The 12257-nt window shown below is 72.5% G+C and carries 14 protein-coding genes; 5 read left to right on the top strand and 9 right to left on the bottom strand.

Going from position 1 to position 12257, the window contains the following annotated elements; all coding sequences use genetic code 11:
* Nucleotides 1-49 precede the first annotated feature (49 nt).
* The 5 genes from ACFOW4_RS16950 to ACFOW4_RS16930 all read right to left on the bottom strand — a co-directional run bounded on the left by ACFOW4_RS16950 (nucleotide 50) and on the right by ACFOW4_RS16930 (nucleotide 4166).
* Nucleotides 50-1339, bottom strand: a complete 1290-nt coding sequence (locus ACFOW4_RS16950) for a hypothetical protein (RefSeq protein ID WP_377528749.1) — start codon at nucleotides 1337-1339, stop codon at nucleotides 50-52.
* A 60-nt stretch (nucleotides 1340-1399) separates the two neighbouring features.
* The gene (locus ACFOW4_RS16945) at nucleotides 1400-1747 is read right to left on the bottom strand and encodes a YrdB family protein (RefSeq protein WP_377528747.1); all 348 of its coding nucleotides are present in this window, start codon (nucleotides 1745-1747) and stop codon (nucleotides 1400-1402) included.
* Nucleotides 1744-2346, bottom strand: a complete 603-nt coding sequence (locus tag ACFOW4_RS16940) for a TetR/AcrR family transcriptional regulator (RefSeq protein WP_377528745.1) — start codon at nucleotides 2344-2346, stop codon at nucleotides 1744-1746. Before ACFOW4_RS16940 ends, ACFOW4_RS16945 begins: the two co-directional genes overlap by 4 nt.
* Nucleotides 2339-3139, bottom strand: coding sequence for an alpha/beta fold hydrolase (locus ACFOW4_RS16935; RefSeq protein WP_377528743.1), 801 nt, complete (start codon nucleotides 3137-3139; stop codon nucleotides 2339-2341). Before ACFOW4_RS16935 ends, ACFOW4_RS16940 begins: the two co-directional genes overlap by 8 nt.
* A gap of 106 nt (nucleotides 3140-3245) precedes the next feature.
* The gene (locus ACFOW4_RS16930; RefSeq protein ID WP_377528741.1) at nucleotides 3246-4166 is read right to left on the bottom strand and encodes a proline dehydrogenase family protein; all 921 of its coding nucleotides are present in this window, start codon (nucleotides 4164-4166) and stop codon (nucleotides 3246-3248) included.
* 172 nt (nucleotides 4167-4338) lie between these two features.
* Here ACFOW4_RS16930 and ACFOW4_RS16925 point away from each other — a divergent pair, with 172 nt between their 5' ends.
* The 3 genes from ACFOW4_RS16925 to ACFOW4_RS16915 are packed head-to-tail and all read left to right on the top strand — an operon-like array spanning nucleotide 4339 to nucleotide 6389.
* A complete protein-coding gene (locus ACFOW4_RS16925) occupies nucleotides 4339-4614 on the top strand; it encodes a hypothetical protein (protein WP_377528739.1) in 276 nt (91 codons plus the stop codon).
* 1 nt (nucleotide 4615) lies between these two features.
* Nucleotides 4616-5782 carry a glutathionylspermidine synthase family protein gene (locus tag ACFOW4_RS16920; protein WP_377528737.1) on the top strand — a complete coding sequence of 389 codons (1167 nt, stop codon included), beginning with the start codon at nucleotides 4616-4618 and terminating at the stop codon, nucleotides 5780-5782.
* Nucleotides 5783-5801: 19 nt separating this feature from the next.
* A complete protein-coding gene (locus tag ACFOW4_RS16915; RefSeq protein WP_377528735.1) occupies nucleotides 5802-6389 on the top strand; it encodes a CGNR zinc finger domain-containing protein in 588 nt (195 codons plus the stop codon).
* 45 nt (nucleotides 6390-6434) lie between these two features.
* On the opposite strand, the gene ACFOW4_RS16910 is transcribed toward ACFOW4_RS16915, so the two are convergent.
* Complete coding sequence (locus tag ACFOW4_RS16910) at nucleotides 6435-7247, bottom strand: sugar phosphate isomerase/epimerase family protein (RefSeq protein ID WP_377528733.1); 813 nt, start codon at nucleotides 7245-7247, stop codon at nucleotides 6435-6437.
* 76 nt (nucleotides 7248-7323) lie between these two features.
* A complete protein-coding gene (locus ACFOW4_RS16905) occupies nucleotides 7324-8268 on the bottom strand; it encodes a Ppx/GppA phosphatase family protein (RefSeq protein ID WP_377528731.1) in 945 nt (314 codons plus the stop codon).
* Nucleotides 8269-8348: 80 nt separating this feature from the next.
* Between ACFOW4_RS16905 and ACFOW4_RS16900 the strand changes: the two genes are divergently transcribed.
* A complete protein-coding gene (locus tag ACFOW4_RS16900; protein ID WP_377528893.1) occupies nucleotides 8349-9146 on the top strand; it encodes a hypothetical protein in 798 nt (265 codons plus the stop codon).
* A gap of 177 nt (nucleotides 9147-9323) precedes the next feature.
* Here the strand turns inward: ACFOW4_RS16900 and ACFOW4_RS16895 are convergent, their stop codons facing one another.
* Together ACFOW4_RS16895 and ACFOW4_RS16890 are read right to left on the bottom strand one after the other, a co-directional pair.
* Nucleotides 9324-10007, bottom strand: coding sequence for a response regulator (locus ACFOW4_RS16895; protein ID WP_377528729.1), 684 nt, complete (start codon nucleotides 10005-10007; stop codon nucleotides 9324-9326).
* A gap of 23 nt (nucleotides 10008-10030) precedes the next feature.
* Nucleotides 10031-11314 (bottom strand): sensor histidine kinase, encoded by a 1284-nt coding sequence (locus ACFOW4_RS16890; RefSeq protein WP_377528727.1) that lies wholly within the window; start codon nucleotides 11312-11314, stop codon nucleotides 10031-10033.
* Between the two features lie 206 nt (nucleotides 11315-11520).
* Here ACFOW4_RS16890 and phoU point away from each other — a divergent pair, with 206 nt between their 5' ends.
* On the top strand, nucleotides 11521-12168 hold the full coding sequence (gene phoU, locus ACFOW4_RS16885) for a phosphate signaling complex protein PhoU (RefSeq protein WP_377528725.1): 648 nt from the start codon (nucleotides 11521-11523) through the stop codon (nucleotides 12166-12168).
* Nucleotides 12169-12257 lie beyond the last annotated feature (89 nt).

Here is a 12257-nt window from a genome sequence, read left to right as displayed (position 1 = left end):
CGTTCACCTCGTCGTCGGTGTACGTCGACAGGCTCGGTCCGGTCTCCCGTCAGCCGGCGGCGGCCCGGACGTACGCCACGCACTCGTCGTGCAACGTGGACCACTGCTCGCCGAAAGCCTGCTCGGCGGCCACGTCCAGCGTCCTGCGCTCGTGCACCACGCCCTTGAAGAAGGTGAGCACCCGCTGCGGCCCGTACCGGTCGACGAGGTGCCGGACGGCGAGGTAGCCGACGCCGTAGCTGGCGCCGACCCGCTCGGCGGGGGCGTTGTCGGCGGGGGTCACCCCGTCCAGTCGACCGTCCCAGCCGCCCCGTACCAGCCGCCGCACCTCGGCCATCCCCTCGTACCGGTCGACCGGCTGGCCGTCGGCGCCCGCGTACTCGGCCAGCCCTTCCACCAGCCACCAGGTGCTCTTGCCCGGATAGCCGCGCTCGGGCAGCGAGGCCGCGTGGGTCAGCTCGTGCCGGAGCAGGTCGTCGGCGGCACCGCTGGCCAGGCCGTCGGCGTTGAGCACCACCTCGTGGTGGCCGCCGCCCACGGTGACCGCGTAGCCGCCGGTCCACTGCGGTCGTCCGCCGCCGTACCAGCTCCGCCACTCGGCCCGCCCGGCGTAGAAGATCCGGTAGCGGTCCGGGGGTGAGCCGGCCGCCACGTACCCGTCGGCGACCTTGGCCGCAGCCTCGGCCTGTGCGAGCAGGCCGGGCAGCTTGCCACGCAGCGCCGGGGTGGTGGCGACGATGGTGCGGCGGCCGGTCGCCACGACCAGCTCACTGATCTCCCACGGCCGGGTGCCGGTCTCCGCCGACTTCGATTCCTCCAGGGCGAGCAACCGGGGTTGGTCGCCGTTCTCCCGCCAACGGGTGCCGATCAGCACGGGGCTGGGCCGGCAGTCCCGTACCGCGAAGCAGTACTGGAAGCGGACCGGCAGTCGCCACTCGCCCGGCTTGCCGAGGACCGGTGTGGGCAGCCCGCTGGGCTCGGCCCGCCAGACGGTGACCTGCAGCGCACGCAGCGCGCCGAAGCGGCGGCGCAGGTCGGCGTGCGCGGCCGGGTCGGCGACGGTGAGGAAGCCGGCCCGGTCTCCGCCGAGCAGCGCGGCGGACTGACGCTGGAGTTGGGCGGCCATCCGGTCGCCCAGCCTCCGGGCGACCGCGGTGGCCGGGTCGTCGGTCGCCGACGCCTCGATCCGGTCGATCGTGGGTCGACCGTCGGCCTCGCGGACCACCCCGAACAGCAGCAGCGTCGGCAGGCCACAGCCCAGGAGCAGGACGACCACCACGAGCACGGTCCACAGTGGCCAGAGCCGCCGCAGCGATGGCTGATGCAACCCGTCAGTCACCCGGCGAAGGGTACGACCAATCGGCCGATCGGACGAACCCGACCCACGCTGCGGACCGCCTCACGCGGATCGGTTCGGGTTCTTGGTGCGATTGATCAGGATGATGAGGATCGCCCAGACGACGACCAGGGCGAGGCCGATCCACGGGTGGTCGAGCAGGGCGAGCATCGCCCCGCCCACCACGAACCAGCTCGCCTGGAAGCCGTACCTGACCGGCGGGCGCAGTGGCACCCGGGCCCGGGGCGAGCCGAGCGCACCCCACAGCCCGGCGAGCAGCAGTGGCACCGCGAGAGCGGCGAGCAGGCGGCCGGCGGTGGGCACGTCCAGGGACCAGCCCCAGCGGGCCCCGGTGGCCAGCACGGCGAGCTCCAGCAGGAAGATCACCAGCAGGCCGAGCCCCCGGATCATGACTGCCGATCCGGCTGGTCGGCGGCGCGACGGGCCGTCGGCCAGGAGCGGAAGGCTACGTCCATGCCGGCCACCAGCTGATCGTACGAGCGGTCGAGCTCACGGGGCAGGCCGAACCCGCCGGCCGCCTCCAGCGAGATGAACCCGTGCAGGGCGCTGCGCAGCGCGCGGGTGGCGTCCACCGCGTCGTCGCCGGTGAGCCCGTAGCCGCGCAGCACCGCGTAGATCGCGGCGACGGCCCGCTCGCCGGCCGCCACGTGCTCCGGGTCGGTCGGGTCGGGCACCTGCTGTGTGGCCGGGTAGCGGCCGGGGTGCCGGCGGGCGTAGTCGCGGTACGCGTCGGCGATCGCGCGCAGCGCGTCCCCACCCGAGCGGCCGGCTGCGGCGGTGGTCAGCTCGGTGGCCAGTTCGCCGGTGGCCAGCGCGGCGAGCTTCTGGGTCAGCGCGTCGGCACCCCGGACGTGCTTGTAGAGGCTGGGCAGCGCCACACCCAGCCGGCTGGCGAGCGCCGCCAGGGTGAACTCCCGGTAGCCGACCTCGTCGGCGAGCCGGGCCGCCTCGCGTACCACGGTCTGCTGGTTGAGCCCGGCCCTAGGCACCGGCGCACACCGCCAGGAAGCCGGCCAGCTCGTCGGCGGTCCGCTGCGGCCGGTCGGCGTGCGGGTAGTGCCCGGACTCCTCGATCATGCGGGCCTCGGCGGTGGCGAACAGGCGGCGGGCGGCTCGCGCCTCGGCGCCCGGGTCCGGGAAGTCGGGGTCCTTGGCGCCCATCAGCACCAGCACCGGCTGCCGGACCTCGCGGGCCCGGTCGGTCCAGTGCGGCTGGACCGGAACGATCACGCCACGGACCGCGGCCATCCGGCCGGGTTCGCGCAGGTTGGCCACCATCGACCGGCGGTACGCGGCGTCGTCGGCCGGCCGGTGCACCGGAAAGAGGGTCCGGTGGAACATCCCGAACAGTCGGGGGCTGCGCAGCACGGCGGCCAGCACCAGTCGCATCACCACGTTGAGCCGCTGCTGGCCGACGAACGCGCCGATCTGCACGATGCCGGCGACCAGCTCGGGGGCATCGGCGGCGGCGAAGACCACCGCTGCCGCGCTGGAGGAGCTGCCGACGAGCACGGCCGGGCCGGCGTCGATGTCACGGACCACGGCCAGCAGGTCGGCGCCGACCTCGGCCGGGGCGTACGTCGACCAGCCGACGCTGGACTCCCCGTGCCCCCGCACGTCGACCGAGGCCACCCGGTGACCGGCGGCGACCAGCAGCGGCACCAGGTGCCGGAAGCTGCCCCGGTTCTCCCCCATGCCGTGGGAGAGGACGACCAGCGGCCCCTCCCCCCGCACCTCGTACGCGATCTGCCCGTCGCCCCGCCGCACCTGGCTAGTTGTCATAGCCATAAAGCTAACGCCATTAGCCAGTGTCGTCAACCCGGATACGCGAACGGGCCGGCGGGACCACCGAGGCCACCGCCGGCCCGTTCGGCCGTACCCGTCGCGTCTACTTCTTGGAAATCAGGGCCCGGCCGAAGAAGACCAGGTTGGCCGGGCGCTCGGCGAGCCGGCGCATCAGGTAGCCGTACCACTCGTCGCCGTAGGGGACGTAGGTGCGCACGGTGTAGCCCTCGCCGACCAGGCGCTTCTGCTCCTCGGGGCGGATGCCGTAGAGCATCTGGAACTCGAAGCGCTCCGGCCCCCGGTCGAACCAGCGGGCCCGGTCCTCGCCGATGGCGATCAGCCGCGGGTCGTGGGTGGCCAGCATCGGGTAACCGTCGCCGGACATCAGGATGTTCATGCACCGGACGTAGGACTTGTCCACCTCACGGGCGGACTGGTACGCCACCGACTCCGGCTCCTTGTACGCGCCCTTGCACAGCCGCACCCGGGACCCGGCCGAGGCCAGCTCGCGGCAGTCCGACTCGGTCCGGCGCAGGTACGCCTGGAGCACCGCGCCGGTCGACGGGAAGTCCTTGCGGAGCTTGGCCAGCACCTCCAGCGTGGAGTCGGTGGTGGTGTGGTCCTCCATGTCCAGGGTGACCGTGGTGCCCGCCGTGTCGGCCGCCGCGCAGATCGCCCGCGCGTTGTCGTACGCCAGCTGCTCGTCGAACATCTGGCCCAGGGCGGACAGCTTCACGCTCACCTCGGCCGGTGGGGTCAACCCGGCACCGGAGAGCATCTTCAGCAGCTTGAGGTATTCGTCCCGGGTGGCGTTCGCCTGCTCGGGGGTGACGGTGTCCTCACCGAGGTTGTCGAGGGTGACCGCCAGACCGTCGTCGACGAGTTCGCGGGTCGCGCGCAACGCGTCGTCGGTGGCGGCGCCGGCGACGAACCGGCGGACGACGTCCCGGGTGAAGGGGGCGGTCGCGACGAGCCGCTCAACCTGGGATGACCGGGAGGCGGCGAGGATGACGGAACGGAGCATGAGCCGAGCGTAACGCCCCTGCGTGGGCCTCTGCCCGGGGGCGGCGGGGGGGTGCGAGGCGCACAACTTCCCGCGCGTTGGGAGGGGCCCCTTGTACAACAAAATCCGTTAACAAGGGTCCCTTCCTTACCTCGGGGCGGCGGCGGTGGCGGCGATCGGCTACAACGATGCCGTGGACCCACGCCCCCGCCGCCGGCTCCGGTCGGCCTCCGTGCAGCTCGGCGCGCTCACCGCTCTCGCGCTCGCCCTCTCCGGCTGCAACATGACCTCGGACGACGACGATGACGACGACTGCGCCCTCGGGCCGGTGGGCGGAGGCGACACGGTCGCGCTGGCGATGCGGGTGCCCGCACCGGCCGCCGAACGCGCCGCCGGCCCGGAGCCGGTGGCCGCGGCCCTGCCCGAGCGCGGCGGGTTCGGCACCCACCTCGCCTCCTGCGGCGGCTGAGGTGCGCCGCGAGCGGGTCGCCCCGCGCCCCGACTGGGACGCCACCATCCGCGCCCAGGGCCTGGTCTACGTCGACACCGAGCTGCCCGACGGCGGGATCATGTCGTACTGGGACGAGACCGCCGCGTACGCCTTCGAGCTGGACGAGGTGCTGCGGCTGGAGGAGGCCACCGAGGAGCTGCACCGGATGTCGGTGGCCGCCGCCGAGCACGTGGTGGCCACCGGCCGGTACGCCGAGTTCGGCATCCCGGCGTGGGCGGCCGAGGCCGTCGCCCGGTCGCTGCGCGAGGGGCCGCCGACGCTCTACGGGCGCTTCGACCTGGCCTACGACGGCAGTTGGCCGCCGAAGATGCTGGAGTACAACGCCGACACCCCGACCGCGCTGGTCGAGGCGAGCATCATCCAGTGGTACTGGCTGGAGCAGACCCGCCCGCACCTGGACCAGTGGAACAGCCTGCACGAGCGGCTGGTCGGGGCCTGGGCGAAGATCGGCGCCGGCCTGCACGATCCCCGGGTGCACGTGGTCTTCTCCGACGAGGAGGAGTCCGGCGAGGACCACATGACGGCCGGCTACCTGGCCGAGACCGCCCGGCAGGCCGGCCTGACCGTCGAGCTGCTGCCGATCCAGCAGATCGGTTGGGACGGGCGGCGCTTCGTCGACGCCGCCGACCGCCCGGTGACCACCTGCTTCAAGCTCTACCCGTGGGAGTGGATGCTGGCCGAGCCGTACGGGCCGCCGGCGCTGGCCCCGGGCACCCCGACCACCTGGATCGAGCCGGCCTGGAAGCTGCTGCTGTCCAACAAGGCGCTGCTCGCCGTCCTCTGGGAGCTCTACCCCGGCCACGAGTACCTGCTCCCGGCGTACCTCGACTCGCCGCGCGGAATGTCGGAATACGTGGCCAAGCCGCTGCTCGGCCGGGAGGGCGGCTCGGTGCGCATCGTCACCGCCGGCCAGGAAATCACCAACCCGGGGATCTACGGCGACGAGGGCTGGTGCTACCAGGAGTTCCGGGCGTTGCCGCAGTTCGCGGGCAACCGGATGGTGCTGGGCAGCTGGATCGTGGACGGAGAGTCGGCCGGCGTCGGGGTACGGGAGAGCGAAAGTCTGATCACCGACGGCTACGCGCGGTTCCTGCCGCACTACATCGACGCGCCGCGCAACCCGTGAGTCGTCTACCGTTGGGGGCGTGAACTTCGACGCGTACGCCCGGACCGGCGTTGACCTGGTCAACGCCCGCCTGGACGACCTCGACGACCTGCGAGCCCTCTTCCCCGACGAGAACGCCTGGATGCGCGACGAGGTCGCTGAACGCGATCTCGTAATCTTCCGGCGGGCGCAGAAGCGCCTGCGCGACGTCTTCGAGTACGGCACCTCCGGCCGCGACGGCCACGCGGTGACCGAGCTGAACGCGCTGCTCGAGGCGTTTCCGGTGCAGCCGCGCATCTCCGGGCACGACTCCAGCGACTGGCACATGCACGTGACCAGCCGGGGCGCCTCCGTCAGCGCGGAGTACCTGGCCGGAGCGGTCTGGGGGCTGTCGGTCTGGCTCTGCGAATATGGCAGCGCCCGCTTCGGCGTCTGCGCTGACGAGCGGTGCGGCAACGTCTACCTGGACACCTCGTCCAACTGTTGCCGGCGGTTCTGCTCGGAGCGCTGCGCCACCCGCTCGCACGTGGCGGCGCACCGGGCGCGCAAGCGGGCCGCGATCGGCGAGCAGGTGACGGTGGCCGCGCAGGCGACCGTCGGCGCCGAGACACTGACCCCGGTCAGCTGACGCCGCACCGGTCGACGCCCGACCGGTGCCACGCCCAAGGGCGGGTCAGGGTCGGGCGTCCACCGGGGACGGTGCGGTCAGGTGCTGGCGGGCGAAGTCCAGCGCCTCCCGCAGGTCCGCCTCGCGCACCGCGCGGCTCTTCGCGCCCCGGGTCGCCACCTCGACGGCGACCGCTCCGGTGAAGCCCCGCCCGGCCAGCGAGGAGAGCAGCTCACCGCAGGGCTGGGTGCCGCGACCGGGCACCAGGTGCTCGTCGCGGCCCTCGCCGGTGCCGTCACCGAGGTGCACGTGCGCCAACCCGGCGCCCATCCGGTCGGCCATCTCCAGCGGGTCGCTGTGCGACGCCGCGCAGTGCGACAGATCCAGGGTGTACGAGGGGTACCCGGTGTCGGTCGGGTCCCAACCCGGCACGTACGGGACGAACTGCCGGCCGGCCATCCGCACCGGGTACATGTTCTCCACGGGGAAGCTGATGCCGCTGAACTGGTCGGCGACCGTCGCCAGCCCTTCGGCGAAGTTGCGCGCGTAGTCGCGCTGCCAGGTGAACGGCGGGTGCACCACCACGGTCGGCGCACCCAGGGTCTCGGCCAGCTCGGCGGACTTGCGCAGCCGCTGCCACGGGTCCGGGCTCCACACCCGCTGGGTGACCAGCAGGCAGGGCGCGTGCACCGAGAGCACCGGAACGCCGTAGTGCTCGGAGAGACCACGCAGGGCACCGGCGTCCTGGCTGACCACGTCCGTCCAGACCATCACCTCGACGCCGTCGTAGCCGAGCGCCGCGGCCAGTTGGAAGGCCGCCGCGGTCGGCTCGGGGAAGACCGAGGAGCTGGACAGGAGCACCGGAACGCGGGAAGTCACATCAGCCAGGGTAGCCCGGTCGGGCACGACCATCGTGACGAGCGCCGGCAAATCGGCCCTAACCGCCCGGCACGGGTCACATCGGTTCGAGTTGATCGAGGCGACGGAGGATGACGCCCTCCCGCAGCGCCCACGGGCAGATGTCCAACGACTCGACGTCGAGCCGGCGCATCACCGCCTCGGCCACCACCGCGCCGGCCAGCAACTGGTGCGCCCGGCCCGGGCTGACCCCCTCCAGCTCCATCAACTGGGCCGGCGGGATGTGCCGGATGAAGCCGATGACCTGCCGCAGCCCGGCCCGGGAGAGACTGCGCCGGGCCCACAGCCCGGCTCCGGAGGGCGCGGCCCCGGCCAGCCGGGCCAGCATGCGGAACGTCTTCGAGGTGGCCACCGGCCGCTCCCAGCCCACCTGTGTCATCTGGTCGACGACCCGGTCGAGCCGGCCGTCGACGTACTCGCGCAATTTCTCGACCGCCTCGGCGGACGGCGGCGCCGAGGTGGCCGGGTCGACCCGCAGCCGCTCCCGAGACAGCCGGCCGGCGCCCAGCGGCAGCGAGACGGCGACGTCCGGGTCCTCGTCGATCCCGGCGGCGATCTCCAACGAGCCGCCGCCGATGTCCAGCACCAGCAGCCGACCCGCCGACCAGCCGAACCAGCGGCGTACGGCGAGGAACGTCATCCGCGCCTCGTCCGCGCCGGAGAGCACCTCCAGCCGCACGCCGGTCTCGTCGCGGACCCGGGTCAGCACCTCGGCCGCGTTGGTGGCGTCGCGTACGGCCGACGTGGCGAACGCGATCAGGTCGTCGGCGTCCAGCCCGGCGGCCGCCGCCTTGGCCATGCCGACCGCCTTGACCAGGCTGTCCGCTCCCGCGTCGGTGAGCGCGCCGTCCGGGCCGATCTGCTCGGCCAGGCGGAGCACGACCTTCTCCGAGTGCGCCGGCCACGGATGGGCGCCGTGGTGCGCGTCCACCACCAACAGGTGCACGGTGTTGGAACCGACGTCGAGGACACCCAGTCGCATGGTGAAGACCCTAGGGCCAACACGTTTGCGCGGCTCGCCGGCCAGCGAAGGTGACCGGGCGTACGCTGGGCCGGGTGACGATGGAGCTCCGCGCACTGGTGGACGATCCCGGCGACCCGCGCAGTCGCGAGGTGCCGCTGGACTTCCCGCGGGAGTGGATCGAGTTCGCCGATCCGGCCGACGAGAGCCACCTGATCCGGGCCGACCTGACCTGGCTGCTCTCCCGCTGGACCTGCATCTTCGGCAAGGGCTGCCACGGCATCATCGCCGGCCGGGCCAGCGACGGCTGCTGCTCGCACGGTGCGTTCTTCACGGACTCGGACGACGAGAAGCGGGTCCGGGCGGCCGTCAAACGGCTCGGCCCGTCGACCTGGCAGCACTTCCGGCGCGGGTTCAAGAACTGGACCGACGACGACACCATCGACGGCAAGAACCCGGCGCGACGGACCGCCACCCAGGGCGCCGACGGTCCCTGCGTGTTCCTCAACGACGCCGACTTCGCTGGCGGGGGCGGCTGCGCGTTGCACGCCCAGGCGCTGCGCGACGGCGTGCACCCGCTGGAGTACAAGCCCGACGTCTGCTGGCAGTTGCCGATCCGGCGTGACCAGGAGTGGACCAAGCGGCCGGACAACACCAAGGTGCTGGTCTCCACGCTGTCGGAGTTCGACCGGCGGGGCTGGGGCGCCGGCGGGCACGACCTGGACTGGTGGTGCACCTCGTCGACGGACGCGCACGTGGGCGCGGAGCCGATGTACCTCTCCTACGGGCCGGAGCTGATCGCGCTGATCGGCGCGCCCGCGTACCAGCGGCTGGCCGAGCTCTGCGCCGCCCGCACGAAGCAGGGCATGGTCGCGCCGCACCCCGCCGACCCGACCTGAGCCGCCGCCCGGTGCGCACCCGCTTCGGATGACCGGCGGGGCGAGCCGGTGACCCGGCACGGCTTGGGACGAGTCAGCGGGGCACGCGGATGGAGTCGCGGTGGCTTGTCCCTCCGGCGCCTGTCGAGCTGACACCGAAGGGGCCCGCGCCGCGCGCGAGCCCCTTCGGTACGCCGGTCACGGCTCGAACTTGTAGCCCAGGCCCCGCACGGTGACGATGAACCGCGGCGCCGACGGCTCCGGCTCGATCTTGGAACGCAGCCGCTTGACGTGCACGTCCAGCGTCTTGGTGTCGCCGACGTAGTCGGCACCCCAGACCCGGTCGATGAGCTGACCGCGGGTCAGCACCCGGCCGGCGTTGCGCAGCAGCAGCTCCAGCAGCTCGAACTCCTTGAGCGGCAACTGCACCGCGCCGCCGTCGACGGTCACCACGTGCCGCTCGATGTCCATCCGGACCGGGCCGGCGGCCAGCGTCGGCGCACCCGAGTCGGCCGCCTCCGGGCTCTGCCGGCGCAGCACCGCCCGGATCCGGGCGACCAGCTCACGCGGCGAGTACGGCTTCGTGACGTAGTCGTCGGCGCCGATCTCCAGGCCGACCACCTTGTCGATCTCGCTGTCCCGTGCGGTGACCATGATGATCGGCACGTGCGAGCGCTGCCGGAGCTGCCGGCACACCTCGGTCCCCGACATCTCGGGCAGCATCAGGTCGAGCAGCACGATGTCGGCGCCGGTCCGGTCGAACTCGGTGAGAGCGGAGGTGCCGGTCGCGGCGACCGAGACCTCGAAACCCTCCTTACGGAGCATGTACGACAAGGCGTCGGAGAACGACTCCTCGTCCTCGACCACCAGAACGCGGCTCAACGGGGACTTCCTTTCCATTGCTGTCAGACCTGCCGTAGCCCGGCCGGACCGGCCTCGATCCCAGCCGGCGGCAGTGTCGCCAGGAGGTCGTCCGGTGGGCCGGCGGGCAGCCGGAGGGTGAACGTCGACCCACCACCAAGAGTGCTCGACACTTCGACCCGTCCGCCATGGTTGCTCGCTATGTGTTTGACGATGGCCAGGCCGAGGCCGGTGCCGCCGGTCGAACGCGAGCGGGCCTGGTCGGCCCGGTAGAACCGCTCGAAGATCCGGTCCACGTCCGTCGGGGCGATGCCGATGCCCTGGTCGGCGACGGCGATCTGGACGTGCTCGTCGTCGCTGCGGGTGGTGATGCGTACCGTGGTGTCCTCCGCCGAGTAGTTGATGGCGTTCTCGACCAGGTTCGCCACAGCGGTGGCGAGCTGGGTGTCGCTGCCGTGCACGGTGAGGCCGCGCTCGCCCTCGACGCTCACCTCCACCCGCCGGGCCGAGGCCGTGGTGCGGGTGCGGTCGACCACCTCGGCGATCACCCAGTCCACCGCCACGGGCTCCGGCGGCGGCTGCGGCTCGGCGCCCTGCAGCCGGGTCAGCTCCAGCAACTCCTGCACCAGCCGTCCCAGCCGGGTCGACTCGTGCTGGATCCGCTCGGCGAACCGGCGGGCCGCGACCAGGTCCTCGGAGAGGTCCGGCGTCTCGGCGTCGGCCGGTTCGGTGGCGTCCAGCAGGGCCTCGGCGAGCAGTTGGAGCGCCCCGATCGGGGTCTTGAGCTCGTGACTCACGTTGGCCACGAAGTCGCGCCGCACCCGGGCCAGCCGGTGCGACTCGGTGACGTCGACCGCCTCCACGGCGATGAAGCCGCCGCCGATGCCCATCGCCCGCAGGTGCACGCCGAGCGGATTCTCCCCCGCGCTGTCACGCCCCCGGGGCAGGTCCAGCTCGATCTCGCGCCGCACCCCGGTGCGCCGGACCTGCCCGGCGAGGGTACGGATCAACGGGTGTGCGGCGATCGACCCCGGCGTGCTGCCCGTCCGCAGCAGGCCCATCGCGCGGGCGGCCGGGTTGATGAGCACGGGTACGTCGTCGGCGTCCAGCACCACGACGCCGGCCCGGAGCGAGTCGATCGTCCGGCGGCCGAGCCCGACCTGCTGCTCGTCGGCGATCGCGAGCCTCCCCCTGCTCCAGCGGGAGCCGCTGCCCCCCGTCGACGTGGAGCGACCGTCCCGCACCGGCCGGAACCGGGGTAGCAGGAGGCCGGCGGTCAGCCCGACCACCAGTGCCACGGCCACCGCGACCGTCACCGCCCACTCCACCCGGCGATCGTAGGGTCATTGTTAACCTGGCTACCGCCCAGACCGGGACGAACCACTCTCACTTCCGCGAATGTTCACTCCCACGTCCGGCGTCGTTCACCGGGGTTCATCCAGGTGCCGCCGGTGCGCCCTACCGTTGGCGTCGCACCTGCTCAACCCCCTGCGCCGGCGGTCCCGTCGGCAGCGGCCGACCACAGGACGTGATGATGCGCGACGAGTTCCGGGCCGACCTCCAGATCGTCAGCCAACTGCTGGTGGACATGGCGGAGGGGATCCGCGCCGCCATGCGCCAGGCCACCCGGGCCCTGCTCACCGCCGACCGGCAGGCCGCCGAGACGGTCATCGAGCGGGACGCCGAGATCGACGACCTCTACCGGCACGTCGAGGAGCGGGTCTGCGACCTGCTCGCCCGGCAGGCGCCGGTCGCCTCCGACCTGCGTGCCATGATCACCGCGCTGCACGTCGCCGCGGACCTGGAGCGGATGGGTGACCTGGCCGACCACGTAGCCAAGACGGCGCTGCGCCGGCACCCCTCCCCGGCGGTGCCCGCCGAGCTGCGGACGATCTTCACCGACATGGCCGCGATCGCCGACCGGATGGCCGAGAAGATCGGCTCGGTGCTCGCCAAGCCCGACGCCGACCTCGCCGCGGAGTTGGACAGCGACGACGACGCCATGGACGAGCTGCACAAGAACCTGTTCGGCGTGCTGCTCGGCGACGACTGGCCGTACGGGGTGGAGACCGCCATCGACGCCACCCTGCTGGGCCGCTTCTACGAGCGCTTCGCCGACCACGCGGTCAACGCCGGCGAACACGTGGTCTACCTGATCACCGGGCAGACCTCGTCCTCCTGAGAACGAAGGAAGGGCCCCTTGTTAACGCCTTCGGTTCTAGGGATCGTTGCAATGCCTGACTTGATCAGGGGTTGTTGTGTTCGAGGTTC

The sequence above is a fragment of the Micromonospora sp. GCM10011542 genome, assembly GCF_042650685.1.
Classification (GTDB): domain Bacteria; phylum Actinomycetota; class Actinomycetes; order Mycobacteriales; family Micromonosporaceae; genus Micromonospora.
Note: the sequence above shows the minus strand (reverse complement) of the source record. Positions and strands in the feature narration are given on the sequence as shown.